The organism is Flagellimonas hadalis (genome assembly GCF_007785775.2).
GTDB lineage: Bacteria > Bacteroidota > Bacteroidia > Flavobacteriales > Flavobacteriaceae > Flagellimonas > Flagellimonas hadalis.
Window position 1 is genome coordinate 271,339 of sequence record NZ_VNIK02000002.1, and the last position, 26,857, is coordinate 298,195.

A 26,857-nucleotide genomic window follows, 5' to 3' on the forward strand; every position below is an offset into this window, starting at 1 on the left:
ATCGTATCTTTGACCCCATGAAAATTCTCCACGTTGACACCAACCATCCATTGCTCATGGAGCAATTTGCCCAATTAGGATTTGAAAACCACGAAGACTATACCTCGACCAAAGAAGAAGTGGAAAAAAAGATCCGCTTGTACGATGGGGTGATCATCAGGAGCCGCTTCACGCTGGACCAGCAATTTTTGGAAAAGGCGACCAACCTGAAGTTCATTGGCAGGGTCGGGGCCGGATTGGAAAACATTGATGTCCGCTATGCCAAACACAGGGGCATTTTCTTAGCCTCCGCGCCCGAGGGTAACCGCAACGCCGTTGGCGAACATGCTTTGGGCATGCTGCTTTCCCTGATGAACAAGATGTGCAAGGCCAATCGCGAAGTAAAAAAGGGCAAATGGGACCGTGAGGGCAACCGTGGTGTGGAGCTGGATGGAAAGACCGTGGGGATCATCGGTTATGGGAACATGGGTAAAGCATTTGCCAAAAAACTGAGGGGTTTCGATGTGGAAGTCATCTGTTATGACATTGTGGGCGGCGTGGACGACGACAATGCCCGTCAAGTAGGGATCATGGAGTTCCAACAAAAATCCGATGTGGTGAGCCTCCACGTGCCCCAAACGGAACTTACCCAAGATATGGTGAATTCCGAGTTCATCAACGCCTTCCACAAACCTTTTTGGCTGTTGAACACCGCCCGGGGCAAATGTGTGGTGACGGAGGACCTCGTCACGGCATTAAAATCTGGAAAGGTGTTGGGCGCTGGCCTGGATGTGTTGGAATATGAGAAAAAGTCCTTTGAGAACATGTTCGTCCAAAAACCCAAGGCCTTCAAATATCTCAGAAAGGCGAAAAACGTATTATTGACCCCTCACGTGGCAGGCTGGACCGTGGAAAGCAAGGAAAAGCTGGCACAGACCATTGTGGACAAGGTCAAGGCCAAATTTTGCTAAATTTAAGCAGCCAAAATCCAACATTCTTATTTTGGAGGGCGGCAAAACCTAAAAATTTGCCCATGACCATAAACGTCAAAACTCCGGAAGAATATATCAGCAAAGTGCCCGAAGAGCGCAAAGAGGCCATTTCCAAATTGCGTGAGACCGTAAAAACCAACCTCCCCAATGGTTTTGAGGAATGCATCAATTATGGAATGATCGGATATGTGGTGCCCCACTCCCTTTATCCAGACGGTTACCATTGCGACCCAAAGTCTCCCCTCCCCTTTGCCAACATTGCCTCACAGAAAAATTTTGTGGCGCTGTACCATTCGGCCATTTATGCCGATAAAGAAATACACGATTGGTTTGTGGGCGAATATCCCAAACATGTGAGCACCAAACTGGACATGGGCAAAAGCTGCATCCGTTTCAAGAACATCCAGAACATTCCCTATAAACTCATTGGGGAACTGTGCCAAAAGATGACCCCGCAGGAATGGATCAAGATTTATGAACAAAACATCAAGAAATCATGAAAAACAGAGTGACAGGATTGGGCGGGTTTTTCTTCAAGACCAAGGACCCGGACAACATCAAGGAATGGTACAAGACCCATTTGGGCCTCAACACGGACCAATATGGCTGTTCCTTTTGGTGGAAGGACAAAGAAGGCAATGATTGTATGACCCAATGGAGCCCCATGGATGAAAAAACGTCGTATTTCAAGCCCAGCGAAAAGCAGTTCATGATGAACTTTCGGGTGGAAAACCTTGTGGAGCTGTTGGAAGTGCTCAAAAAAGAAGGGGTTCAAGTAATCGGGGAAATTGAAGAATATGATTATGGGAAATTTGGATGGATCATGGACCCCGAGGGCAACAAACTGGAACTTTGGGAGCCTGTTGATAAAGCATTCCTCTAGATATTGATTTATTTCCTACATTTAGATTCTGTTTAACCAACACATTAAAACAATGTCCGAAGAAAAAAAAGACTTAGGAGACAAAGCAGAAGAAGCTGCCAAAGAATTCCAAGAGGATGTAAAGCAAACCTTTGATCCCCAAAATCCTGATAGCGGGAAAACAGTGGCCATCATTGCCCACTTGACATTGATCGGATGGATCATTGCCATTATTATGAACAGTAGCAATAAAACCGAGATTGGTTCTTTCTACATCAGACAAATTCTTGGTATTTTCTTACTAGGGTTGGTTCTGGGAATCATTCCTGTGGTGAATTTGATTGCTTGGATTTTTCCCTTCATTCTATGGGTCATCAGTTTGATCGGTGCCATCAACGGAAATCAAAAACCTGTGTTTTTGGTGGGTGAGCATTTCCAAAATTGGTTCAAAAGTCTATAATTTATTAGAACAAAAAGCCGGATAATTATTCGTTCGGCTTTTTTATTTCAATATATCATCGTAATATTGCAATATTAAATTTTTATTCATAGACATTTCATGGGCGCCTCCAAAACACATATTTTTTCCACAGCCCACAATGAGCTGGCCAAAATCGCGAAGGTCATGGCCCATCCTGCCAGGATCGCCATCTTGGAGTATATCAGCAAACAGGACAATTGCATCTGCAACGACCTTGTGGACGTGATAGGTCTTTCGCAGCCCACCATATCGCAACATTTGAACGAAATCAAGAAAATAGGCCTCCTTCGGGGCACCTTTGAAGGGAAAAACCTTTGTTACTGTATCAACCAAGAACGTTGGGACGAACTACAACAATCCTTCCATCTGTTCTTTTCCAATATTAACCGTAATTGCTGTTGACCATGAAAACATCTGAATTCCTATCCCTTTTAAAACAACACCAAGACAAGAGTTTGCTCTTTGAATATGCACCGGAACAGTTCGTTGGGGCCAACTACCACATCACCGAAGTGAAAAACATCACCATTGACACTGTTGACTGTGGTGCCAATACCGATTTTTGGAAAGAGACCATTGTCCAGCTTTGGGAAAGTCCAAAGGAGAAGGACAAAACCGGGTTCATGTCTGCCTATAAGGCATTGGGCATCCTGAACAAGGTGGACCGTATCAAACCCATGGTCCAAGATGCTGAGATCAAATTTGAATATGGTAATCCTGAGTTCCATACCGCACAGCTCTTTGTGGACGATTATACCTTGGACAACAAAACACTCATCTTGAAGTTATCCGTTGAAAAAACAGATTGCAAGGCCAAGGAGACCTGTGGCGTTGTTGCCGAAGACCTTGCTGAGGAAAAAGCGTGCTGTACCCCTGGATCAGGTTGTTGTTAATATAAAGGGAGATGATAGTTCGAAACATGATCGTTTCCGATTGGGAGCAGGTTTCCAACATCTATTCCGAAGGAATAGCTACCGGATTCGCCACATTTGAGACCAGTGCGCCTGATTATGCACAATGGGACAGTACCCATACCACGCATTCCAGATTGGTTGCCGAGGAGAACGGTGTCCTTTTGGGATGGGCAGCCCTCTCGCCGGTGTCCAGCCGTTGCGTGTATGGCGGTGTCGGCGAGGTCAGCATCTATATTTCCGCCCAAAGCAGGGGCAATGGAATAGGCCGATTGCTGATGGAACGCTTGATTGAAGAAAGTGAAAAAGCAGGATTTTGGACCATTCAGTCCGGAATTTTTCCAGAAAACCTTGCCAGCATCAAACTGCATGAAAAAGTGGGGTTTAGATATATTGGTAAAAGGGAGAAAATCGGCAAGATCAATGGGGAATGGAAAGATAATCTGTTGTTTGAAAAAAGGAGCACATCAGTAGGATTGGATCAATAACACCAAAAAAAACATGAAAAACGTATTGGTACTTTGTACAGGAAATTCTTGCAGAAGCCAAATGGCCCATGGCTACCTGAACCATTTTCAGGACAATCTGGCCAAAATCTATAGTGCCGGGATAGAGACCCATGGCCTGAACCCTGGGGCCGTGTCCATCATGAAGGAAGATGGCATTGATATTTCCCACCATACCTCCAACCATGTGGATGAATATCAGGGCATTGATTGGGACTATATCATTACGGTGTGCGACCATGCCAAGGAACATTGCCCGTATATCCCTTCCAAAAATGCACAGAGGATACACCAAAACTTTTTTGACCCCTCCAAAACCAAAGGTTCCGAAGAAGACATTCATAATGCCTTTACCCAAGCCAGAAACAGCATAAAGGAATTCTGCTACGCTTTTGTAAAGGACGAATTGGCAAACTAAACCCAGCTAAGTATATGTTTAGTTAATGGCAGTTGGGCCGTTGCCCTCTGCCATTTTTCGTTCCAGTTCGGCCTGGAACTCCTCCATGACCGGCTTCACGGTGCTTTCGGGCAGATCGGCAATCTTGATGTACATAAGCCCATCCACCGAATTGTTGAACAGCGGGTCTACATTGAAGGCCACCACTCTGGCATTCTGCTTGATGTACTTTTTGATCAATACCGGCAATCGTAAGTTCCCTGGTTCCACCTCGCTGATCAATTTATCGAACTTATTGAGGTCCGCCTGGGTCTCATCGAACACAAACTCCTTATCGGCATCCTTGAGCTTTACCTTGAACTCTTTTTTGGGACGGATGTATTGGGCCACATAAGGATCCCAGTAGTTGGACTTCATGAACTCAATCATCAGGGATTTTGAAAAATTGGAAAACTGGTTGCTGATGCTCACCCCACCTATCAAATATTTATGCTCCGGGTGCCTCAATGTGGTATGCACGATCCCCTTCCACAGCAAAAACAAGGGCATGGGTTTTTGTTGGTATTCCTTGATGATATAGGCCCTTCCCATTTCTATGGACTTGGCCATCATGTCGTATAGTTCGGGTTCAAATCGAAAAAGATCTTGGAGATAAAAGCCATCTATCCCGTATTTCTCAAATATTTCGGACCCCAGTCCCATGCGGTAGGCCCCAACCAAGGCCTTTTCGTCATCATCCCAAAGAAAAAGGTGGTGGTAATAGGAGTCGAACTTGTCCAGGTCTATGGCATTGTTGGTCCCCTCACCCACTTCCCTGAAGGTCACTTCGCGTTGCCTCCCAATTTCATTCAGGCAAAAGGGCATATCCTCTTGCTTGGCCAAGAACACCTCATAATTTTTGCTCTGGAGCACACGGCAATCCTTTTCCCGCAATCGTTCTATTTCTTCGGCAAGCACCTTCGAGTTGATGGGCGTAGCAATTTTTTGGGGTGGTTTCGGGATTTTCAAAGAGGTCGGGACCTTGTCGATCAAGCGTTCCTTTTCAAAGGCATTGGCCAACAGATAGGTCTTTTTTCTGAGCAGTTCGGTGAAGGATTCCAAGGTTTCTTCCTCGTTCTGGGTGGCTACCGAAATGGGTTGGCCGATACGTACTTTTATGGGTCGCATCCGCTGGGAGGTCAGCTCCGATGGCAGTTTGGCCGTTCGGAATACATCGTTCATTTTGGAAAGTGCGTAAAAAAGGCGACTGTTCCTTGCATGAAAATAGATAGGCACTACGGGCACTTCCGCCTTTCGGATCAGTTTGATGGCCGCTTCCTCCCAAGGTCTGTCCACCACTAATTTTCCATCTTTATAAGTGGACACCTCCCCTGCCGGAAAAATCCCCAATGGATGGCCTTCCCGCAAATGGTTGAGCGCGCTTTTGAAACCCATGATACTGCTCTTGGCATCCTTGTGGCTCTCAAAAGGGTTCACTGGCATGATGTAGGGCCGCAAAGGCTCTATCCTATGCAATAGAAAATTGGCGATGATCTTGAAATCAGGACGCTCGTTCAGCATCAGTTTGAGAAGCAATACCCCATCAATACCCCCCAAGGGATGGTTGCTTATGGTGATATATGGACCCGACTTCGGAAGCCTTTTCAAGTCCTCTTCGGGGATTTCAAAATCGATTTCGTAATGCTCCAGAATAGCATCCAAGAACTCTGGCCCGGGAAGCTCCTTGTTTTTGTTATAGAACCGATTTATGGTCGTGATCTTGGTGGCAACCATCAAAAGCCATCCCACAAAAGTCCCCAAAAAACCATATTTGTCCAGATGGACCACCTTTGCCACTTCTTTTGCAGTAACCAACCCCATGCATTCTTGAATTTAGGTAGGGGTAAAGATAGAAAATTACGGCCATTGTCCTTTTAGGCCTCGGATGTGTACGGAAGTGCTTATTTTACAACAAGTTGTACCGTTTCCTTGCCCCGTTGCTCCACGAGTACGGATTTTCCGTTCTGTAGGGATTTCACCGCATCGTCATCAAAATGGCGGATGGTATAGAGCGATACATCTTCGTGGCAGACGACCTTGAACTTTCGTTTCAATTCTTCCAGCATGGGGTTAAGGCCGTTGAACTTGTTGTCCAGACAAACTGAAAAGCTGATGGCGGAATTCTGGATAAGGTCCACCTTCAACCTATGATCATGGAACAATTTGAATATTTCACTGATGCTGTCCTCAACGATGAAGGAAAAGTCCAACGTGGAAAGTTTCAGCAGCACTTGGTTCTTTTTTACGATAAAACAGGGAACCTTGGGTACGATCCCGACCCCTTTGCCCACCGTGGTGCCCTTATCTTTTGGATTGATGAACGATTTCACATGAAGGGGAATTTCCTTTCGCTGCAAGGGCTGCAATGTTTTGGGATGGATCACCGAAGCTCCGTAAAAAGCCAGTTCTATGGCCTCTCGATAGGAAATCAGGTCCAACAGTGTGGTCTCCTGAAAGTTCCTAGGGTCAGCATTCAGAACGCCGGGGACATCCTTCCAAATGGTCACGGATTCTGCATTGAGGCAATAGGCCAAAATGGCGGCGGTATAATCCGATCCCTCCCTGCCCAAGGTGGTGGTAAAGTTGTTGTCGTCACTGCCCAGAAAGCCCTGCGTGATGTTCAATTTGGACATATCCACTCTGGCCGACACCTCAGTTTGGGTCCGCTCCCAATTGATCTGGGCATCCCGATAGTTATTGTCCGTTTTGATCAAGTTCCGTACATCCAACCAGGTATTGGAAAGGCCCACCTCGTTCAAGTAAGCACTCATGATGGTAGTGGAGAACAGTTCACCATATCCCACCACTTGATCATATACAAAACCGTATTTGGGCGACTTGTTCCAGGCCAAAAAACCCTTCACTTCTTCGAAAAGCACTTTCACCTTATCGTAAATGGGGTGTTTGGGGTTTTGAAACAGATCGGACAAAATCCCATGGTGATAATCGATCACTTCCTGAATGGCCGAAGGCAGTCCGTTCTTGTCATTAAAATAGGCCTCCACTACTTTTTCCATGGCATTGGTGGTCTTTCCCATGGCCGAGATGACCACGAGAGTATCTTGGTAGCCTACCTCTTTCAACACATTCACCACATTCTGTACCCCCTCGGCATCCTTCACCGAGGCACCCCCAAACTTAAAAACTCTCATCTACCGTATATTGTTTTTAGAAAAGATCAGTTCAGACTTTCCATATATTTTTTGATTCCGTTCTCGTCCAATTGCACCACATCCCAATCCCGTAGCACATTGGCCCCTTTTTTCTCATAAAAAGCAATGGCTGGCTCGTTCCAGTCCAGGACCTCCCAGCATATCCGCTTCACACCAAGGCCATGGCCATACCGCACCACCTCGTCCAACAAAGCAGTTCCCAGGCCGCTGCCCCTCATTTTTTTGGAAACGATCAGATCTTCCAAATGGATGGCAGGGCCCTTCCAAGTGGAATATCTGGGATATACCAAGGCTATTCCGGCAATGTCCCCATCTGTCTCCGCCACAAAACAATGGAACAACTTGGTTTCCCCAAAACCATCTTTCACCAAATCCTCCTTGGTGATTTCAACGGCATCGGGTTCCTTTTCAAAATCGGCCAATTCCTGAACAAGGGCCAATACTTGCTCCATGTCGTCGGGTCTGGCATCTCTGATAGCGTATTCCATAATTGTTACAAATAAAACTCAAAGTTATAAAATTACAAAAATTGACAGTAGCGAAATCGTTGTAGTTTCACAAAATGCACGATATTTGTCCCCAAATAAAACAACCTTCCATGTTTGAAAAACAACACCGCACCTTGGGCGAGTTCATCATCGCCAACCAAAATTCATTTCGATACACCTCTGGGGAACTTTCCCGCTTGCTGAATGGCATCCGATTGGCCGCCAAAGTGGTGAACCATGAAGTGAACAAGGCTGGTCTTGTGGACATCATCGGTGCGGCCGGGGACACCAATATTCAAGGCGAGAACCAACAAAAATTGGACGTCCTGGCCAATGAAAAGTTCATCCAGACCCTAAAGAACCGGGAAATTGTATGTGGGATAGCCTCAGAGGAAGAGGATGATTTTATCAGCATCAACAGTTTTGACAAACAGCACCAAAACAAATATGTGGTGCTCATCGATCCTTTGGATGGCTCCTCGAACATTGATGTGAACGTTTCCGTTGGCACCATTTTTTCCATTTACCGGAGAGTTACCCCGGTAGGTACCCCTGTGACCCTTGAGGATTTTCTTCAGCCTGGAAAAAACCAGATCGCAGCGGGCTATATCATTTATGGAACCTCCACCATGCTGGTCTATACCACTGGCCACGGAGTAAACGGCTTTACGCTGAACCCTGCCCTGGGAACTTTTTATCTGTCCCACCCCAATATGCAGTTTCCAGAAACAGGCAAGATCTATTCCGTGAACGAGGGGAATTATATCCATTTTCCACAAGGGGTGAAGGATTACATCAAATATTGTCAAATGGAGGAAGGAGATCGTCCCTACACGTCCAGGTATATCGGATCGTTAGTGTCCGATTTTCACCGCAACATGATCAAGGGGGGCATCTACATGTACCCCAAGAGCAGCAAGGTGCAGAATGGGAAGCTTCGTTTATTATACGAATGCAATCCCATGGCCTTTTTGGCGGAGCAGGCCAACGGAAAGGCAAGCGATGGGTTCAGACGTATTCTGGACGTTCAGCCCACAGAGCTCCATGAAAGGATTCCCTTTTTCTGTGGAAGCAAAAAAATGGTGGAAAAGGCCGAGGAGTTTATGTCAAAGGCCTAGTCTTCCCTCTTTACGATTTCGTGGTAGTCCTCAAAGGCAATCTTACCCATGAAAATGGCGATGGATTTATCAATGATGTGCGCCGCCTTTTTGGGTGAGAACCCAAGGCCAATGGCGTATTTTTCGACCATCCTACGCTCCTCCTCGTCAATATCGTGGTCTGAAAAGATAATCTGGAAAAAATCGAACAGTCGCTGATACCTTTTCTCCCCACTATGTGGAGTTTCTATAGGGTATTTGTTCTCTTTCTTCATGACCTCCTTGAACTCCTCCTCGGTAATGTCTAGCTTGAAGGCAAATTTTTGCAGTATCGCCCGCTCTTCGGAGTTGATTTCTCCATCAATGGCAGCCAAACTGGCCAAAGTGGCAAAATGGGCCAAGTTCCTTCTATGGTCTCCGTGCTCGTAAAGGTCTAAAATGGGCATATCTCAAATTTTGTGGCACAAATATAAATCTTATCGCAAAAAAGGAGGGTAAATCGCCACAAAAGAAATTCGTAATTTTCAATCCAAGTACAACGTGTGAACACCCATCCCCTGAAAGAACCTGAACTGTTCCATATTGCCGAAAACTGGTTCCAGCAACAAAGTTGGAAGCCTTTTCCGTTCCAAAAGCAGACTTGGGCCGCTTTTATGGAAGGGAAGCACGGCTTGTTGAATGCCCCGACCGGAAGTGGGAAGACCTATGCCCTTTGGTTTCCCATTGTGTTGAATTACATCAAAAACCATCCAGATTACAAAACCAAACACAAGAAAGGGTTGAAGGCCATTTGGATAACCCCGCTTCGGGCCCTTTCCCAAGAAATCAAACAATCCGCAGAGCGGATTACGCAAGATTTGGAGACCCAGATGACCGTGGGCATTCGGACTGGGGATACTTCGACCAAGGAACGATCAAGACAGAAAACCACCATGCCCGACCTTTTGATCACCACCCCGGAAAGTCTGCAATTGTTGCTTTCCTCCAAAGACTACCCGAAACTTTTTAAGGATTGCTCCGCCATTGTGGTGGACGAATGGCACGAACTTTTGGGCACCAAACGTGGTGTGCAGATGGAATTGGGCCTATCCCGATTGAAATCCGTATGCAAAAATCTCCGGATTTGGGGCATCTCGGCCACCATTGGCAATCTGGAACAGGCTAGGGAAGTTTTATTGGGGCCAACCTCCAAAGAACTGGAAAACTCTGTTTTGATCAAAGCTGAGATCAACAAAAAAATCACGGTCAAGAGCATTATCCCCAAGGAAATGGAAACCTTTCCGTGGCGGGGACATTTGGGCTTGCATTTGTTGGATGATGTAGTGCCAATCATCAACAACAGCAAAACCACTTTACTTTTTACCAATACGCGAAGCCAGTGCGAAATCTGGTTCCAAAAAATATTGGAAAAATATCCAGAGTTTGCCGGGGAAATCGCCATGCACCATGGTAGCATCAACAAGGAAACCCGCCTTTGGGTGGAGCAGGCCATCCGCAATGAAAGTTTGAAAGCGGTGGTATGCACCTCCAGTCTCGATCTGGGGGTGGATTTTGCTCCTGTGGAGACCGTGGTACAGATTGGTGGGCCCAAAGGTGTTGCCCGATTTTTGCAACGTGCCGGGCGAAGCGGACATCGTCCCGGAAAAGAAAGTGTCATTTACTTTTTGCCCACGCATGCCATGGAACTCATTGAGGCTTCGGCCATGCAAAAAGCGGTTCTGAACAGTGCCGTTGAGGACCGCATCCCCTACCTCAACAGTTTTGATGTACTCATTCAATACTTGACCACTTTGGCGGTTTCCGATGGGTTTTATCCCGATGAAATCTATCCAGAAATCAAACAAACCTTTTGTTACCAGGCCATAAGCGATGAACAATGGCGGTGGCTTCTCAATTTTTTGGTGATGGGCAGCCAAAGCCTGAAAAGTTACGACGAGTACAAAAAAGTGGAGGTAGAGGAGGATGGAAAATTTAAGGTCAATAGTCGCGCTGTTGCCATGCGGCACCGATTCCAGATCGGGACCATTGTGGGCGATGCCACCATTCATGTTCGGTACCAAAAGGGAGGATACATCGGTTCCATCGAGGAGTATTTTATTTCAAAATTGAGTCCGGGGGATGTCTTTACCTTTGCAGGCCGAAATTTGGAATTCATTCGGATAAAAGGCATGGCGGCCCATGTCCGGAATTCCTCCAAACGCACCAATAAAGTGCCCAGTTGGATGGGCGGGCGTTTGAGTTTTTCTGCAAAGATGTCGGAGTTGCTTCGGCAAGAATTGTACACGGCCGAAGTTCCTTTTTCGGAACAATCCAAGGAAATTCAATCTTTGGCTCCCATGTTTGCCAAGCAGCGGGAAGAAAGTATCGTCCCCCTCCCCGACCAATTCCTAATTGAGACTTTTGAGACCAACGACGGCCACCATCATATCTTCTATCCTTTTGAGGGGCGCTCCATCCACGAGGGCATGAGCAGTCTGCTGGCGTATCGCATTAGTTTGTTGACCCCCATTACCTGCTCCCTCGCCTTTAATGACTATGGTTTTGAGTTGCTTTCGGACAAACCCATTGATATTCAGGGGATTTTGGACAACAATTTATTTACTGCGGAGTATATGCTTTCCGACCTTCAAAAAAGCTTGAACTCCAACGAAATGGCGCGACGAAAATTTCGGGATATTGCGGTTATCAGCGGCATGGTGTTTACCGGCTATCCCGAAAAAGGAGTGAAAATGAAGCACCTGCAAAGCAGTTCGGAATTGTTATTCGATGTGTTCAAGGATTTTGAGGACGACAACCTCCTCTATCAACAGGCATATACCGAAACTTTTGAACACCAATTGGAAGAAGGTCGTTTACGATTGGCCTTGGAACGCATCGCTAAACAGGAAATTGTTTGGAAGCAATGCAAAAATGCCACTCCGTTTTCCTTTCCGATCATTACGGACAGACTTCGGGAAAAATTGTCCAATGAAAAATTGGCGGATCGCATCAAACGGATGACAAAACTTTTGATGAAGTGATAAATCCATCAAATGATTAACTTTACACAAAAAGAGTGTATGGGCATTGCTGAGCTTCAGACGGATATTATAAAAAATTTGCTGTCAATAAAGGACAAGGAAACGCTTTTGCTTCTGAAGGAAATACTCGCGTCCCACGATTTTAAAAAAGAGTACAAGCTTTCAAAATTTGAACAAAACTTTATAGCTGAGAGCATTTCGGAGTACAGATCGAACCATATAATTTCCAATGATGCCGTTTTCAAAAAAAATGAAGAATGGCTAAAAGAATAGTCTGGACTCCAAAAGCAACCAACCTCTTCACCAAAATTCTTGAATTCTACTGCCAAAGAAATCATTCCAATACGTATAGCAGAAAACTCAACAAGGAAATTTATGAGAGTGTCAAACTATTGGCAAAATACCCCCTTGTTGGTTTAAAAACGGACATGGAAAACATTCGGGTGCTCATTAAGGGCGATTTCAAGATTTTTTATGAAATACGAACAGCCGAAATTGTGATCCATTTAGTTTGGGATTCAAGGCAAGATCCCTCAAAACTACGCTTGTAAATGACCTTGGATATCCACATACAAGGCAAGGAGTTCCAACTTCACCCTTTGGGTGGCCTTTTTTGGAAAGAGAAATCGTTGTTGCTGATCAGCGATGTACATTTGGGAAAAGTGAACCACTTTCGAAAATTCGGTGCGGCGGTGCCCCGAAAGGCCATCCATAAGAATTTTGTGCTGCTAGATATGATCGTAACTGATTTTCAACCCTTTCAAATCTGCTTTTTGGGTGACCTTTTCCATTCCTCGCTAAACAAGGAGTGGGAATTGTTTGAAAATTGGGTGGCCAAAACCCCTGCAGAGATCATTTTGGTGTCGGGCAACCACGACATCATCGCCCCGGAAAAATATAGGCAGCTCAACGTTGAAATCTTCCCAGAACTCATCATCGATAATTTTCTCTTGACCCATCACCCTGAAGAACGCGAAGGGTTGTTCACTTTTTGCGGACACATCCACCCTGCCGTGAAATTGTATGGATTTGGGCGACAAAAGCTTAAACTTCCTTGCTTTTTTAAAAGTAAAAACCAAATAATCTTGCCCGCTTTTGGGGAGTTTACCGGAACCTATACCATGAACCCATCAAAAAATGATGAGGTCTATGCCATTGTGGAGAATGCAGTGATGAAGGTATAGGAGCAAATCAGAACAAATGGGTTTTTACTGAAAAATCCCATCTTTTCAACCATTATTTTTGGACCAGAGCGACAAAAAACAGTATTATTGGTTTTATGAAAACATTCCATTTTAACAAAACCCTCGTTTTATATGGATTTCTTTTTTTTGCCTTAATCATCTTCAATGTCAGCTGTGAATCCAGCACTGCCGAAGATGAGATAGAGGAAATAGAGAATCAGGAAGAGGAAGAAGATGAGGAAAAAATCCCGGAAGAAGAAAAAATCGATTCCCTTTTGGTTGGGAATTGGACACAGGTTTATAGCCCAACCTTTGCCTTCAATATTGATTCACTAGGTTATGTCACTTATTACAGACACAACCTGCTTACTGGAAAACTTGATTTGTGGGCAAATCGAAAAGACAAAATATATGCAAAGGAGGGGAAGTTCGAATTTTTAGAGACCATGAATTGCATGCCATCAATGGATTCAATTTATAATTTTATTGGAGACACATTGGTCATTCCCATGCAATCCTACACACGCTATCTGGAAAAATACTTGCCTCTTGAGAATATTGAATCGTTCACGGGAAAAACAAGAAATGAATCTTTTGTAAAGGCCACCATCGAAAATAACACACACGCTGGGTTGACAATTGTAGAATATGAATCCTCGGATTCATATGAAGAGATTTACGCCTATGAATATGCAGAGTCCCACACTTATTTCACAACAATAGCAGAACCGGGGTTTGATTGTGCTGTTCCTTTATATACCAAACATCAAATTTCATTTCAAACGGACAGCCTGATTGACAACCCTGGCGTGTATGATATAACTTGGGGTAATTTAGTATTGGCCTTTTTTGAAGACCCTTATACATATAACCTGTCGTATAATTCTTACCAAAACCCCATATTGGATGGTCAAATAATCGTTGACTCCGTGGAACTATTGGATGGTCAAAAGCTTGTCAAGGGTTCGTTCAACATCACATATGAAAGTGAATTTCTTGGTGAGAAGTATCAAACATTCGTCAAAGATGGTGCTTTTGAACTTTACATAGAGCTTTTACCGTAAATGAGACCAATATTTTTTTGGTAGCAGTATTGTTCATTTTATCTTTGCCGCAAAGTTTTTGGATTGACCAAAACCCCCATTTCCCAGCTTTTTGCACAGTCTCCCCAACTCGGGAAACTGCAGGATGCTATTGCCCAATCTGTCACTTCGAGCGCAGTCGAGAAGTCATCGGTATCACAAAAAATCAACATCAAAGGACTTGTGGGTTCTTCCCTTTCCTTTACAGTTTCAGAGGCTTTCAAGTCGGCGGATGCTCCTTTTCTGTTTATTCTCAACGACAAAGAGGAAGCCGCTTATCACCTGAACGATTTGGAGCAGCTGATTGGCGAGAACGATGTGCTTTTTTACCCTGGAAGTTACCGGAGGCCCTATCAAATCGAGGAAACCGACAATGCCAATGTTTTGCTGAGAGCGGAAGTATTGAACCGCATCAATTCCCGCAAAAAACCGGCGGTCATTGTCACTTATCCCGATGCGCTTTTTGAAAAAGTGGTCACTCGAAAGGAACTCGACAAAAACACACTCAAAATAAAACTGGAGGACACCCTTTCCCTTGATTTTTTGAACGAAGTCCTTTTTGAATACCAATTCAAACGGGTGGATTTTGTCACCGAACCTGGGGAATTTTCGGTGCGGGGCGGTATTGTGGACGTTTTTTCATTTTCCCATGATGAACCCTATCGCATCGAGTTTTTTGGGGACGAAGTGGACAGTATCCGAACCTTTGATGTGGAGACCCAACTCTCCACGGACAAGGTGAAGAAAATCACTATCATCCCCAATGTGGAAAACAAGTTCTTACAGGAAAGCCGCGAAAGTTTTCTGAAATACATTTCGCCCAAAACGGTGGTCTTTGCCAAAAATCCAGTCTTGATCTATGACCGCATTGATTCCTTTTTTGCCAAAGCGGAAGAAAGTTTTGCCAAACTCAGCAAGGAAATCAAGCATGCCGAACCCAAGGAACTTTTTGTAGATTCAGCTTTGCTGAGGGAACAATTGGAGGATTTTTTATTGGTGGAGATAGGATCAACTTCTGTCACTTCGAGCGCAGTCGAGAAGCAGACAGAAAGTTCTACCCTAGCTTCTCCCTCGACTGCGCTCGGGAAGACAGCCCATAATAGCCTTACCATCCAATTCAACACCAAGCCACAACCTTCTTTCAACAAAAAATTCGACCTGCTCATTGAAAACCTCAATGAAAATCGCGAAGCAGGTTTTACCAACTATATTTTCTGTTCCACCGAGCAACAAGCCAAACGTTTTCATGATATTTTTCAGGAAGTGGACAAAAATGTTCACTATCAAACAGTGATATTTCCACTCTACCAAGGTTTCATCGACCCTGATCTAAAACTGGCCTGCTACACGGACCATCAGATTTTTGAGCGATATCACAAGTTCCATTTAAAAAATGGCTATGCCAAAAAACAGGCCATCACTCTCAAGGAACTCAACAAACTGGAAATTGGGGACTACGTGACCCATATTGATCATGGCATTGGGAAGTTTGGCGGGCTTCAAAAAATTGATGTGGAGGGGAAAAAACAGGAGGCCATCAAACTCATTTATGGTGATCGGGATATTCTGTACGTCAGCATTCACTCGCTCCACAAAATATCGAAATACAACGGCAAGGACGGCGCACCCCCCAAAATCTACAAACTCGGTTCTGCAGCATGGAAAACCCTGAAACAAAAGACGAAGAGCCGCGTCAAACAGATCGCTTTCAATCTCATCCAGGTATATGCGAAGCGACGTCTGGAAAAAGGCTTCCAATATGCCCCCGACAGCTATTTGCAATATGAATTGGAGGCATCTTTTCTGTACGAGGATACGCCCGATCAGGAAAAATCGACCCAAGATGTAAAAAAGGACATGGAGAGCGAACGCCCGATGGACCGCCTCATTTGTGGGGATGTTGGTTTTGGAAAGACCGAAGTGGCCGTCCGTGCGGCATTCAAAGCGGTGGACAATGGCAAACAGGTGGCCGTTTTGGTGCCCACCACCATTTTGGCCTTCCAACACAATCGCACGTTTAAGGAACGACTGAAAGATATGCCCGTCACTGTTGACTATCTGAACCGTTTTAGAACGGCCAAGGAGAAAAGGGAAACCTTAGAAAATTTGGCCAGTGGAAAGGTGGATATCATCATCGGCACCCACCAACTGGTGAACAAAAATGTGCAGTTCAAGGATCTAGGGTTGTTGGTTGTGGACGAGGAGCAAAAATTTGGGGTTTCGGTCAAGGAAAAACTAAGGTCCATCAAGGAAAATGTGGATGTGCTCACCCTTACCGCGACACCCATCCCAAGAACGCTTCAGTTCAGTTTGATGGCGGCCCGCGACCTTTCGGTAATCAATACGCCACCACCCAATCGCTACCCCATCGAAAGTCAGGTCATTCGATTCAATGAAGAGATCATCCGTGATGCGATTTCCTATGAGATCCAACGGGGCGGACAGGTGTTCTTTATCCATAACCGAATAGAGAACATCAAGGAAGTTGCCGGAATGATCCAACGTTTGGTGCCCGATGCCAAGATCGGTATTGGACATGGGCAGATGGAGGGCAAAAAATTGGAATCCTTGATGTTGGCCTTTATGAACGGGGAGTTTGACGTACTGGTCTCAACCACCATTGTGGAAAGTGGTCTGGACGTGACCAATGCCAATACCATTTTCATCAACAATGCCAATAATTTTGGGTTGAGCGATCTCCACCAGATGCGTGGTCGTGTGGGACGAAGCAACAAAAAGGCGTTCTGCTTTTTTATTACCCCACCTTACGAAGTGATGACCCCCGATGCCCGAAAACGTATCGAGGCCTTGGAGCAGTTCACCGAACTGGGAAGTGGGTTCAACATTGCCATGAAAGACCTTGAAATCCGTGGTGCAGGGGATTTGTTGGGTGGTGAACAGAGTGGTTTCATCAACGAGATCGGGTTTGAGACCTACCAAAAAATATTGACGGAGGCCATTGAGGAACTCAAGGAAAATGAGTTCAAGGAACTGTACGAAGAAGTGGAGGGCCACAAAGAGAAGGTCTATGTGAAGGACATTCAACTGGATACCGATTTTGAACTGCTCTTTCCCGATGACTACATCAACAATATTACGGAACGGTTGAACCTGTACACCCAACTCAATGAGGTGAAGGATGAAGAAGGACTCCAGAAATTCGAGGCCGATTTGGTGGACCGATTTGGGGAATTGCCCAATCAGGCACAGGACTTGTTGAATTCCGTTCGCATCAAATGGGTCGCCTCCCATATTGGTCTTGAAAAAGTGGTGATGAAACAGGGCAAGTTCATGGGCTATTTTATTGCCGACCAGCAATCCAATTTTTACCAGACCCCTGTGTTCACCCAAGTATTGCAGTACGTGCAGAGCCACTCCCAACAGGCCCGCCTCAAGGAAAAACAGACTCGTAGCGGATTGCGATTGTTGTTGGTTTTTGAAAAGATCACCAGTGTGGAAAAGGCGTTGAAGGTTTTGGGGCCTTTAACACCCCTAAAGTCCACTCAAGGGGACAATCTCCACATCCAATAAGAATTTGTGGTCTCTATACATCCTTTTGTTTCTGCACCTCAAAACATTAATGTCATTTCGAGATGAGGCGGGAAGTGACGATTGAGAAATCGCTACTCTTCAAAATAGGTTTCAAAAACCACTTGATTCAGTGTGAATTAACAATATGGCGGAATTGACCCGTAGGATTGTCGTTTTTACGCACCTCCATACTTTTTTGTCTCCTATATATTTGAACAACAGTAAATAATTGATAACCATGACAGAAAAGGGCAAGTTTTTGAAGAAATTCAATGAGGCTTTCGCCAAAGCAGACACCCAATTTATTGCTGAAAGCGTGACCCAGGATATACAATGGACCATGTTTGGCGGTAAAACCGTTCATGGTTTGGAGGAATTCAAAAAAGAAATTGAGTCCATGGTGCAGTCCGAATGTGGCATGGAACTCGATAAAATCATTACCCACGGAAACACTGCTGCGGTGAATGGCATTATCAAGGCCCAGGACAAAAACGGGAATCCGGCCGATTATGCTTTTTGCGATGTGTATACCTTAAGCGGGTTTAAAAACCCCAAGATCAAGGAAATGAAATCGTATGTAATAAAAATCAAGTAGACTAGTATGAAGACGAATAAAGTAAAGACCTTTTGGATCAATCTTCCTGTAAAAGATGTAAAAAAATCAAAGGAATTCTTCAATAAGCTCGGCTTTCAAGAGACCGAAAATCAACCTAAAAATGATGAATACGCCGGTTTTTATCTTGATGAAACCAAAACGGTCTTGATGCTCTTTCCCGAAGAACGTTTTGCGCATTTCGCCGGAAACCCCATTGCAGATACTTCCAAAGGAACCGAAGCTTATCTGAACATTGACGCTCCTACCAAGGAATATGTGGATGAATTTGCCAAAATCGTCAAGAATGCTGGCGGAACCGTATATGCAGCACCATCGGAAGTGGAAGGTTGGATGTATGTTATGGGGTTTATCGACCTGGATGGGCACCGTTGGGGAATGCTGCACATGGATATGTCCAAATTACCGAAGTAAAATTTACACAATAAACCAAAAACATTAAAACATGGAAAACAAAAAACCCAATCCCGTTGTGTGGTTTGAAATTTATGTGAACGATATGGCCCGCGCACAAAAGTTCTACGAAACCGTTCTCGACATCAAATTTGATGACCTTCCCATGCCCTCCAATGAAGAAGGACTGGCCATGAAGTTCTTTCCGAACGAGATGAACAATTTTGGTGCTGGCGGCGCACTCTGCAAAATGGAAGGTTTTGCCGCCGGAGGCAACAGCACCTTGGTCTATTTTGGCAGTGGGGATTGCAGTATTGAGGAAGCCAGAATTGAAAAAGCTGGGGGAAAAGTGTTCAAATCTAAATTTTCCATAGGGGAATATGGCTTTATAGCCCTTGCAACCGACACCGAAGGAAATATGTTTGGTCTTCATTCCTTGGCGTAGAACACACATGAAGCAAATCTTTATAAACCTACCCATAAAGGACCTTGGTGCATCCCAAACTTTTTATCGGGAACTGGGATTTTCTGAACATGCATTGTTTACGGGTGAAAACCAAAAATGCATGAAGTGGGGAGACACTATTTATGTGATGCTGCAATCCATTTCATTTTTTAATTCCGGGAGCAACAAGTCCATTGCAAACCCTAAAAACAACATAACCGCTTCCTTTACATTGCCTGTGGATAGCATGGAAGTACTGAACCGTATGGTTGAAAAAGGCATTCATGCCGGTGGAAATGAACCCATTCCACTTCGTGATGAAGGTTTTATGAAAATCAGAACCATGGAAGACCCAGATGGCCATTCGTGGAGTATCATCCATTTGGATATGGAAAAGTTCCTTGAATCTAAAAATAACAAATAGGAAAAGCCTCTTTTTGGTCTTCCTTGAAATAAACGATTGTCTGTGGAACAGCTCCAATAACTACCTTTGTATTTCAATATGCAAACCATGGACAAAACTCCTGAATATATTGCTCCTCCCCAGACCAAAATCGGCCATGTGCATCTCAAGGTTGCCGATTTGCAACGCTCACTTGATTTTTATTGTGGGTTGTTGGGCTTTGAGGTCACCACAACCTACGGCGACCAAGCTGCCTTCATTTCGGCGGGTGGTTACCATCACCATATCGGGCTGAACACTTGGTACAGCAAAAATGGTCCGCCAGCACCCAAGAACACGACCGGACTTTTCCATACAGCGATTTTATACCCCACACGAAAAGACTTGGCCACCATCCTGAACCGATTGTTGGAAGCAAAATATGACTTGACGGGTGCCGCCGACCATGGCGTTTCCGAGGCCCTGTACCTTGATGATCCCGATGGGAACGGCGTGGAACTCTACTGGGACCGCCCCAAAGCGGATTGGCCACAGAAAGAAGATGGTTCGTTGGAAATGTACACCCGACCGCTTGACCTCAACAATCTTTTGGAAGAACTGAAGTCCTAGAATCGTTTTTTGATGACCAGTTTCCCCTGCTTGTCGTAATATCGCCAAGTGCCCACCTGCTGGTCCTTTCGGAAACGGCCCGTCATTTTTTCAGTGCCATTTGGATAGTATTCGGTATAGCGTCCGTGCTTGAGTCCATCCTTCAATTCCACCTCAAACTTGATGGTCCCATTGGCAAATTTTACGCTAAAGGTGTCTGCATTGAGATCTGTGGGATAAATGGGCCTTAGGTCAAAAACGGCATCCGTGATTTCGACCGGATCGTCACTTTGGGATTTGGAATTTGGAATTTGGACCTTTTCTTCAAACTGTGCATTCTTTTTCACCTCCTGCACATCTTGATAATTGATCACCAACCTACTTTCGAACAGGTCGTCCTCGGGGGTCAATTGCAGGCCAAACTGGGGAAAGCAGATGATGAAATCCTTGTTCTTACGCATTTTTTGTTTGGTGTCTGCATCGGCCAATGCATACATATTGTCAAAAAACAGGGGCACATTGCTGTACACGAACACGGTGGATTCCGATTCAAACTTTTCATCAAAATCACGGAACTCCTTTGAAGTGGCCAGGGTCTCCCCTTCCAAAGCGTCATCGATGATACTTTTGAGCGTGTTGGGGTTGTCACTGAAGATCACAAACTCATCGATCTGTGTAAAATAAGGCTTGTCAAACTCATCGAACCTTCCGCCCAGCAACATCTTGAAAAAACCTTTGATGGAAAGAAAATTGATCTTATATCCCTTATAGTCAACAGCTTTGAACTTGACAGGCGTCTTTCTTCGGATCTGCTCCAGTACAAAGTCAAGATTTGTCCTGGCCTTTTCTGCATCATTGGCCTTGAGCACCAGTGCCATATCATTTTTTCCTTTGGAAATTCGCGACTGGATCTGTAATACAGCTATCTCATCATCGATCCAGTTCACAAAGTTCTCCTTCACATCGATCTTGAGGAATTTTTCCACTTTTTCGATGCCATTCTGGTAGCTTTCAAACTGCTGGGGGTCGTTCTGCTGTACCTTTTCAAAATTTTTGTAGAACTCGGAAAAGCTATCGAACCCATAGCTGATGTAAAGCGCGGTACGTTTGGGCACAATGGTGGGTATGGTACGTTCGGCAGTTCCCGACTTTTGAAGGGCCTCCAAATAGTACTCGTTGGTCCCGCTGATGTTGGTGAACCCATTCGCCGTAAGGGTACTGTTTTTATCCAAGTCGAAGTAAAAGCCGGAAAACAAAAAATTCTCACTCACCCGTCGCACCCAATCCGATGGGGTGTCGGTAAACCGTTTTACATAGTCATCAAAATAATGGTACTGGACATACATCCGAAACAGGTCCTCATGCCCCACCTTTTGGTTGACCTCAATAAAATTGAGGTTCCTGCCCAACACCGGTTCTTGATATTGGTCTATGGAGGCTTCCACCAAAGTATGCGTGTAAGAGGCTACCAATTGGTTCTTGATAAAAGCCAGGTACATGGTTTCCTTGCTCTCGCGATCGTGCACCTCCAAGATTTCATGGTTGTGGTACATGCGCTTGCTCATCACATAATCATCATTCAGCAAGGTGTTCAGGTAGGTCTTCAGCAGTTGCAGCTTTGCGATGCGCTTCAGGTCGAGCACATAAAAAATACCATAATCCTTGGGCGAGATCATGTGGACGGAGATGAACAGCGAACGGCCATCAAAAAACTCGAACAATTTGTGGTTATTGTTAAAGACCGTGTCCACTTTTTGGATGTTCTCGGTCAAATCCGCAAAGTAATCGTTCTTCACCAAGTGGTGCCAAGCATCGCTCTCGCTCACCTTTTTCCAGCTCTCCACGGGCTGTTCCGATTCCACAATGAAAACAGCATCCTTGGGAATCAGGTAGATGGATTGTAGATTGGTCTTGGGGGAGAGCAGAAAAATATAGGCCAAATAGCACAGATAGAGCGCAAAAAGGGCCAAAAAACCGTAAAGAATCCTTTTTTTGGTCATTCTACTGAAAAGTGTCTCCTTCTAAAACGAAAGAGTCCGCATTTTAGTTTAGACCACAGAAAAGAGTGCTTCTTTTATAGCAATTTAAGATCTTTGATGGTCTTGAAGGCCACATCCACTTGCTCATCGTTCACAACAATGGTAAATTCATTGGTCGTGGAAATCACCTCGTAGAGCACGATTCCCTCCCATGCCAAGCGCTGGAAGATAAAGTAATAGATGCCGGGCACGGAGACGTTCTCGGCGGGCAGCTTTACGGTGATGGACGACAGACCCTCCGCCTTTTGGGTACAGCGTTCGTGCTTGAAATACTTTTCTACCACTTTGTCCATGATGTTGCTGATCACGATGTTGATCTCGTTCACTCCGCGGGAAGAGGTGTAGAACACATCCTGGTTCACGTTCACCTCCTCGAGCAATTTGGCCTGCTGTTGCAAGATGGTGTCCGAGGCCAAAAAGGTATAGTCGGAGAGGTTGGACCGCACGGTGATCTCACCGATGTTCTTCAGCACCTTTACAATTTTGTGGGTGGCCCTGAACTCCAGGTCATCAGAAAGCCGCTTGAGCGCCATCACTATGGCACCATCCTTTACATCCTTGCCCAGTTCGTCGGCAATTTCGGGCTTTATTTGTCTTGAAAGCGATGTAAGGTTGATAATACCCTGTGCCAATGCGGTTTGCAAAAACGGTTTTTTCTTGATGTAGTGCTCAACTACGGCGGATATAGTTTTCATTTCTAAGGCTGGTTTTGAACAAAAATAACATATTGTTACAAAACAAACAAATGGTTAAAAATGATAAAATGCATTTTCGAGATGCTCCAAGTGGAACTCGTTGCCTGCTTTGATCACCGTAATCACGTCGAACCTGACCTCCACATCGAGGTCATTTTCCTGTACGTAGTGGTCGGCCGCCATGATCAAAAGTTTTACTTTTTTAGCGTTGACTGTATCCGCAATATCCTCCAAAAAGCCCTTGTTTCTTGACTTTACCTCCACAATGGCCAAGGTATCCCCTGCTCTTGCAATGATGTCTATCTCTCCCTTAAGGTATCGGTAATTCCGCTCAAGGATGGTATACCCTTTTCCATGCAGAAATTCCTCGGCTTTCTGCTCCCCCAAATTTCCAAAATCACTGCTAGATTCCATATGGCTGGAAAAATATCAAAAAAAAGTGTGCAGTTCATCGAAAAAATTGGTAGTTCAAGGACAAACTAGCGTTATCATTGTAATTTGTCGGCTCAATTGAACCACACCCAACATTAGCATAAACATATAGTTGACCCCGAACTATGTACTAAAATAACCCCAAACATTGCTATGGAGTACTTCGTCAATTGCAATACCTCAACTTTGGCGCCCTATAATACCCCATTGGATGAGGTTCGCGTAGCCCATTTGTACCGCAGGCTCGGTTTCAGCGCTTCCGTGCAGACCGTAAATGCCGGAATCGGGCAATCAGCCATTTCCCTCGTGGACAATCTTGTGGACCAGGCCATCGCCGCTACGTTGATCCCTCCACCCGAATGGGCGGATTGGACCGATGCCAATTATCCTGCCGACGACGAGCAGGCCGGACAGATGCGCAGGACACAGCTAAGGGAATATTCCACCTCTTATGGGAATGCCCTTTTGTACAACAACCTGTTGGACCGGATGAGCTTTTTCTGGAGCAACCACTTCGTGACCCAATTGGAAGTCTATAATTGTAACCAGTTCCTATACTATTACATCAATTGCCTCCAGCGAAATGCGTTGGGCAATTTCAAGACACTGACCAGTGAGGTGGGCCTTACCAGTGCCATGCTGTATTATTTGGACGGTGCCAGAAACCGGGGAAACAACCCCAATGAAAACTATGCCCGTGAGCTCTATGAACTTTTTACCATGGGCGAAGGGAACAATTATACCGAGCAGGATATAATCGAGACGGCCAAAGCACTTTCGGGATATACCGAAAGAGGCGAAGAAGGCTGTACCCAGGTCACTTTTGACCCTGCCGAATTCAACACCGACAACAAGACCATCTTTGGGCAGACCGGGAATTGGGGTTATGATGATGTGATCAATATCCTTTTCAATGAAAGGGCCAATGAAACGGCTTGGTTCATCTGCAAGAAACTGTATGAGTTTTTTGTGCACCCGGATTCAACGGACGAGGAAGGCAATGGCATTGCCCCACAGATCATCGATGGGATGGCACAGACCTTTATCTCCAGCGGTTTTGAAATAGCCCCGGTGATCCGCCAACTTTTAAAAAGCCAACATTTTTTTGATGAAACCGCCATTGGTGTCATCATAAAGAGTCCTTTTGACCTGTATTTCAACCTGTTGAAAGAAACCAGTTTCTCCTATGACGACACCACGGTGTTGAACATGATCGATTCTGCATCGCTGATTGGTCAAGAACTCTTCAATCCACCGGAAGTGGAAGGCTGGCAACGTGACCGACAATGGATCAACACCAATTTTATGATCGGTCGTTGGTTGACCACCGAAGTATTTTTGGAGCGTTTCTTTCAAAACGACCCGGAACAGTTCAGAAATTTGGCCATGGATGCCGTAGGACCTGCGGACAGTAACACAAGTAATCCCGAAATCGTAGTGAGGGCTTTGGTGAATAAGTTTACCCCAAAGGGCCTTTTGACGGATGCTGATTTTGATAGAGCCATGGATGCCTTCAAGATTGACGATGTCCCTGAGGATTATTATTCCCCTGATTATTATCCGGGAGGGACAGGACAATGGATGCTTCAATTTGCCGAAGAATCTCCCACACAGATATATATTCTGTTGCGACATTTATCCAGAGAGCCTGAATTTCAACTTAAATAACCCCAACACCCATGTGCGATACCCACCATACCCACGATACATCTCCATACAAAGGTCTTGAACATGACGGCCATGATCTGGAGCATACCAAATGGAGCAGACGCTCGTTCATACAGGCTCTAGGTATAGCCGGTTCGGGTTCCATGTTCCTCGGCAGCCACTTGATCTCGGCCTCCGCCCCATCACCATTGACAGCGGCCATTGCAGCAGCTGAAACGGACAATATTCTGATATTGATTAGATTATCAGGTGGAAATGACGGTCTCAGCACCGTGATTCCCATCCAACAATATGACACTTATGCCAATGCCAGGCCCAATATCTATATCCCTGAGAGCAAGGTGCTGAAACTTACCGACGATTTTGGCGTGCCCACCTATATGAGTGCCCTGGAATCCCTTTGGGGCGATGGGCAGTTCAAAGCAGTGCATGGCGTAGGCTATCAGAACCAAAGCCTTTCCCACTTTACGGGATCTGACATTTTTGCCAACACCGACCTCACCACCACTGGATTTTCCGGTGAAAACACAGGTTGGATGGGCAGGCATTTTGAAGAACTCTACCCTGATTACCTCATCACTCCACCTCCGGCCCCTGCAGCTATCCAAATCGGGAACTTGGCCAACTTGGTCTTCCAAGGTGAGGAAACCAACTATGCCTTTGTGACCAACAATGTGGACCAGTTGGAACAGATTGCACAGACGGGACTTTTTTATGATGTTGATGCTGAAACTCCTTTTGACAACTGTATGTATGGTGACCAGCTCCGCTTCCTTCGAGGGGTGGCCAATACCACCTACGAATATGCAGGGACAATCCATGAGGCATACATGCGCGGGCAGAACCAAGTGGAATATCAGGACAATGGCTTTGCCAGACAATTGGCCCTTTTGGCTCGATTGATCAAAGGAAATTTGGGAACCAAGGTCTATATGATCTCCATGGGCGGATTCGATACCCATGGCAACCAGCCTTTGGTCCACGAGCGATTGATGTCCAATCTGTCCATTGCCATCAACAATTTTTACGAGGATATCGCCTTCACCCAACAGGACGACAAGGTATTGAGCATGACTTTTTCCGAATTTGGCCGTAGGATCTTTGAAAACGGATCCAACGGTACCGATCACGGCAAGGCCGCCCCAACCCTGTTCTTCGGATCGGGATTGAGCGGAAGTGCCTTTGTGGGCGAACACCCCTCCCTTGACGAACCGAACAATAGGGGCAATCTGGAGTACACCATGGATTTTAGGGACCTTTACGGCACCGTTTTGGCCGAATGGCTCTGTGTGCCCAGGGCTTCCGTGGAACAGCACCTTTTAGGTCATCCATACCGGGCCATAGACCTCGGCTTTAACTGTAGTGGGGAGACCTTGGAGGACATTGCCATGGACAACGATCCGCCCATCTTGCCGGAGACCCCTCCCGGACAAGATCCGAACAATCCAAGCCCGGACATTTTGGACGGCATTGTACACTCGCCCTACTACCCAAATTCCAGCGCGCCCCATATCCATTTGGAAATGCCCGTTTCGGCACATGTGGATATCGAGCTGTTCAATATTTTGGGACAACGGGTCGGCACACTTTTGAATCAAATCATGCCGGAAGGCCCCATGGAGATCAACATCCGTGAACGCATGCGGGACAGCCTTTCCACAGGAAAATATATTTATAGGATTTCGGTCGGAGGTAAAAAAATGAGTAAATCAGTTATGATTTCCTAAGAAACCTAACCATATCATTTATTTCGGGATTCCCTCGATGATGTACCCCACACCCCAAATTGGGTCGCATCTTCGGGGGTTTCCTTTTTTATGACCGATCCCGTTAAAATCA

The 26,857-nt window shown here is 45.4% G+C and carries 29 protein-coding genes and 1 pseudogene; 23 read left to right on the forward strand and 7 right to left on the reverse strand.

Annotation, left to right across the window (positions count from 1 at the left end; all coding sequences use genetic code 11):
- Positions 1 to 17 precede the first annotated feature (17 nt).
- The 8 genes from FOT42_RS05335 (at position 18) to FOT42_RS05370 (ending at position 4,149) form a co-directional block, all read left to right on the forward strand.
- Positions 18 to 950: a 2-hydroxyacid dehydrogenase gene (locus FOT42_RS05335; protein ID WP_151889546.1), complete on the forward strand. Its 933-nt coding sequence runs from the start codon at positions 18 to 20 to the stop codon at positions 948 to 950.
- A gap of 62 nt (positions 951 to 1,012) precedes the next feature.
- Positions 1,013 to 1,471, forward strand: coding sequence for a DUF1801 domain-containing protein (locus tag FOT42_RS05340; protein ID WP_151889547.1), 459 nt, complete (start codon positions 1,013 to 1,015; stop codon positions 1,469 to 1,471).
- Positions 1,468 to 1,854 carry a VOC family protein gene (locus FOT42_RS05345; protein ID WP_151889548.1) on the forward strand — a complete coding sequence of 129 codons (387 nt, stop codon included), beginning with the start codon at positions 1,468 to 1,470 and terminating at the stop codon, positions 1,852 to 1,854. Before FOT42_RS05340 ends, FOT42_RS05345 begins: the two co-directional genes overlap by 4 nt.
- Positions 1,855 to 1,906: 52 nt before the next feature.
- Entirely contained in the window at positions 1,907 to 2,293 is a 387-nt protein-coding gene (locus tag FOT42_RS05350; RefSeq protein WP_151889549.1) for a YtxH domain-containing protein, read from the forward strand.
- 99 nt (positions 2,294 to 2,392) lie between these two features.
- Positions 2,393 to 2,716, forward strand: a complete 324-nt coding sequence (locus FOT42_RS05355; RefSeq protein ID WP_151889550.1) for an ArsR/SmtB family transcription factor — start codon at positions 2,393 to 2,395, stop codon at positions 2,714 to 2,716.
- Between the two features lie 2 nt (positions 2,717 to 2,718).
- The gene (locus FOT42_RS05360) at positions 2,719 to 3,207 is read left to right on the forward strand and encodes a DUF6428 family protein (RefSeq protein ID WP_151889551.1); all 489 of its coding nucleotides are present in this window, start codon (positions 2,719 to 2,721) and stop codon (positions 3,205 to 3,207) included.
- Between the two features lie 11 nt (positions 3,208 to 3,218).
- Positions 3,219 to 3,713 (forward strand): GNAT family N-acetyltransferase, encoded by a 495-nt coding sequence (locus FOT42_RS05365; protein ID WP_151889552.1) that lies wholly within the window; start codon positions 3,219 to 3,221, stop codon positions 3,711 to 3,713.
- Between the two features lie 13 nt (positions 3,714 to 3,726).
- Positions 3,727 to 4,149, forward strand: a complete 423-nt coding sequence (locus FOT42_RS05370) for an arsenate reductase ArsC (protein WP_151889553.1) — start codon at positions 3,727 to 3,729, stop codon at positions 4,147 to 4,149.
- Positions 4,150 to 4,167: 18 nt separating this feature from the next.
- On the opposite strand, the gene FOT42_RS05375 is transcribed toward FOT42_RS05370, so the two are convergent.
- From FOT42_RS05375 to FOT42_RS05385, 3 genes are all read right to left on the reverse strand, one after another.
- Positions 4,168 to 5,988, reverse strand: a complete 1,821-nt coding sequence (locus FOT42_RS05375) for a GNAT family N-acyltransferase (RefSeq protein ID WP_151889554.1) — start codon at positions 5,986 to 5,988, stop codon at positions 4,168 to 4,170.
- A gap of 80 nt (positions 5,989 to 6,068) precedes the next feature.
- Positions 6,069 to 7,319, reverse strand: coding sequence for an aspartate kinase (locus FOT42_RS05380; RefSeq protein ID WP_151889555.1), 1,251 nt, complete (start codon positions 7,317 to 7,319; stop codon positions 6,069 to 6,071).
- A gap of 26 nt (positions 7,320 to 7,345) precedes the next feature.
- Entirely contained in the window at positions 7,346 to 7,828 is a 483-nt protein-coding gene (locus tag FOT42_RS05385; protein ID WP_151889556.1) for a GNAT family N-acetyltransferase, read from the reverse strand.
- Positions 7,829 to 7,938: 110 nt separating this feature from the next.
- Between FOT42_RS05385 and fbp the strand changes: the two genes are divergently transcribed.
- Complete coding sequence (fbp, locus tag FOT42_RS05390) at positions 7,939 to 8,946, forward strand: class 1 fructose-bisphosphatase (protein ID WP_151889557.1); 1,008 nt, start codon at positions 7,939 to 7,941, stop codon at positions 8,944 to 8,946.
- Here fbp and FOT42_RS05395 read toward each other — a convergent pair.
- Positions 8,943 to 9,371 carry a TerB family tellurite resistance protein gene (locus FOT42_RS05395; RefSeq protein ID WP_151889558.1) on the reverse strand — a complete coding sequence of 143 codons (429 nt, stop codon included), beginning with the start codon at positions 9,369 to 9,371 and terminating at the stop codon, positions 8,943 to 8,945. The genes fbp and FOT42_RS05395 overlap by 4 nt on opposite strands.
- A gap of 111 nt (positions 9,372 to 9,482) precedes the next feature.
- On the opposite strand from FOT42_RS05395, the gene FOT42_RS05400 reads away from it, so the two are divergent.
- The 12 genes and pseudogenes from FOT42_RS05400 to FOT42_RS05450 all read left to right on the forward strand — a co-directional run bounded on the left by FOT42_RS05400 (position 9,483) and on the right by FOT42_RS05450 (position 20,205).
- Complete coding sequence (locus tag FOT42_RS05400) at positions 9,483 to 11,945, forward strand: ligase-associated DNA damage response DEXH box helicase (RefSeq protein WP_151889719.1); 2,463 nt, start codon at positions 9,483 to 9,485, stop codon at positions 11,943 to 11,945.
- 12 nt (positions 11,946 to 11,957) lie between these two features.
- Positions 11,958 to 12,218 carry a hypothetical protein gene (locus FOT42_RS05405; RefSeq protein ID WP_151889559.1) on the forward strand — a complete coding sequence of 87 codons (261 nt, stop codon included), beginning with the start codon at positions 11,958 to 11,960 and terminating at the stop codon, positions 12,216 to 12,218.
- Positions 12,203 to 12,496 carry a type II toxin-antitoxin system RelE/ParE family toxin gene (locus FOT42_RS05410; protein ID WP_151889560.1) on the forward strand — a complete coding sequence of 98 codons (294 nt, stop codon included), beginning with the start codon at positions 12,203 to 12,205 and terminating at the stop codon, positions 12,494 to 12,496. Before FOT42_RS05405 ends, FOT42_RS05410 begins: the two co-directional genes overlap by 16 nt.
- Positions 12,497 to 13,129 carry a ligase-associated DNA damage response endonuclease PdeM gene (gene pdeM / locus FOT42_RS05415; RefSeq protein WP_151889561.1) on the forward strand — a complete coding sequence of 211 codons (633 nt, stop codon included), beginning with the start codon at positions 12,497 to 12,499 and terminating at the stop codon, positions 13,127 to 13,129.
- Positions 13,130 to 13,224: 95 nt separating this feature from the next.
- Positions 13,225 to 14,193: a hypothetical protein gene (locus FOT42_RS05420; protein ID WP_151889562.1), complete on the forward strand. Its 969-nt coding sequence runs from the start codon at positions 13,225 to 13,227 to the stop codon at positions 14,191 to 14,193.
- Between the two features lie 63 nt (positions 14,194 to 14,256).
- Complete coding sequence (gene mfd, locus FOT42_RS05425) at positions 14,257 to 17,742, forward strand: transcription-repair coupling factor (protein WP_151889563.1); 3,486 nt, start codon at positions 14,257 to 14,259, stop codon at positions 17,740 to 17,742.
- 238 nt (positions 17,743 to 17,980) lie between these two features.
- Positions 17,981 to 18,337, forward strand: coding sequence for a nuclear transport factor 2 family protein (locus FOT42_RS05430; RefSeq protein ID WP_151889564.1), 357 nt, complete (start codon positions 17,981 to 17,983; stop codon positions 18,335 to 18,337).
- A 6-nt stretch (positions 18,338 to 18,343) separates the two neighbouring features.
- On the forward strand, positions 18,344 to 18,769 hold the full coding sequence (locus FOT42_RS05435) for a VOC family protein (RefSeq protein WP_151889565.1): 426 nt from the start codon (positions 18,344 to 18,346) through the stop codon (positions 18,767 to 18,769).
- Positions 18,770 to 18,800: 31 nt separating this feature from the next.
- Positions 18,801 to 19,193, forward strand: a complete 393-nt coding sequence (locus FOT42_RS05440; protein WP_151889566.1) for a VOC family protein — start codon at positions 18,801 to 18,803, stop codon at positions 19,191 to 19,193.
- Positions 19,194 to 19,200: 7 nt separating this feature from the next.
- Positions 19,201 to 19,272: pseudogene (locus FOT42_RS18480) on the forward strand (glyoxalase/bleomycin resistance/extradiol dioxygenase family protein); the annotation flags it as partial.
- A gap of 42 nt (positions 19,273 to 19,314) precedes the next feature.
- Positions 19,315 to 19,617, forward strand: coding sequence for a VOC family protein (locus FOT42_RS05445; protein WP_226789809.1), 303 nt, complete (start codon positions 19,315 to 19,317; stop codon positions 19,615 to 19,617).
- 87 nt (positions 19,618 to 19,704) lie between these two features.
- Positions 19,705 to 20,205 (forward strand): VOC family protein, encoded by a 501-nt coding sequence (locus FOT42_RS05450; RefSeq protein ID WP_151889568.1) that lies wholly within the window; start codon positions 19,705 to 19,707, stop codon positions 20,203 to 20,205.
- Here FOT42_RS05450 and FOT42_RS05455 read toward each other — a convergent pair.
- From FOT42_RS05455 to FOT42_RS05465, 3 genes are all read right to left on the reverse strand, one after another.
- The gene (locus tag FOT42_RS05455; RefSeq protein WP_151889569.1) at positions 20,202 to 22,184 is read right to left on the reverse strand and encodes a DUF3352 domain-containing protein; all 1,983 of its coding nucleotides are present in this window, start codon (positions 22,182 to 22,184) and stop codon (positions 20,202 to 20,204) included. The two genes, FOT42_RS05450 and FOT42_RS05455, sit on opposite strands and share 4 nt — an antisense overlap.
- A gap of 74 nt (positions 22,185 to 22,258) precedes the next feature.
- Complete coding sequence (locus FOT42_RS05460) at positions 22,259 to 22,918, reverse strand: aspartate kinase (protein WP_151889570.1); 660 nt, start codon at positions 22,916 to 22,918, stop codon at positions 22,259 to 22,261.
- 54 nt (positions 22,919 to 22,972) lie between these two features.
- Positions 22,973 to 23,332 carry a YraN family protein gene (locus tag FOT42_RS05465; RefSeq protein ID WP_151889571.1) on the reverse strand — a complete coding sequence of 120 codons (360 nt, stop codon included), beginning with the start codon at positions 23,330 to 23,332 and terminating at the stop codon, positions 22,973 to 22,975.
- 171 nt (positions 23,333 to 23,503) lie between these two features.
- Between FOT42_RS05465 and FOT42_RS05470 the strand changes: the two genes are divergently transcribed.
- Positions 23,504 to 25,018: a DUF1800 domain-containing protein gene (locus FOT42_RS05470; protein ID WP_151889572.1), complete on the forward strand. Its 1,515-nt coding sequence runs from the start codon at positions 23,504 to 23,506 to the stop codon at positions 25,016 to 25,018.
- Positions 25,019 to 25,029: 11 nt separating this feature from the next.
- Positions 25,030 to 26,745, forward strand: a complete 1,716-nt coding sequence (locus tag FOT42_RS05475) for a DUF1501 domain-containing protein (RefSeq protein WP_151889573.1) — start codon at positions 25,030 to 25,032, stop codon at positions 26,743 to 26,745.
- Positions 26,746 to 26,857: the final 112 nt, after the last annotated feature.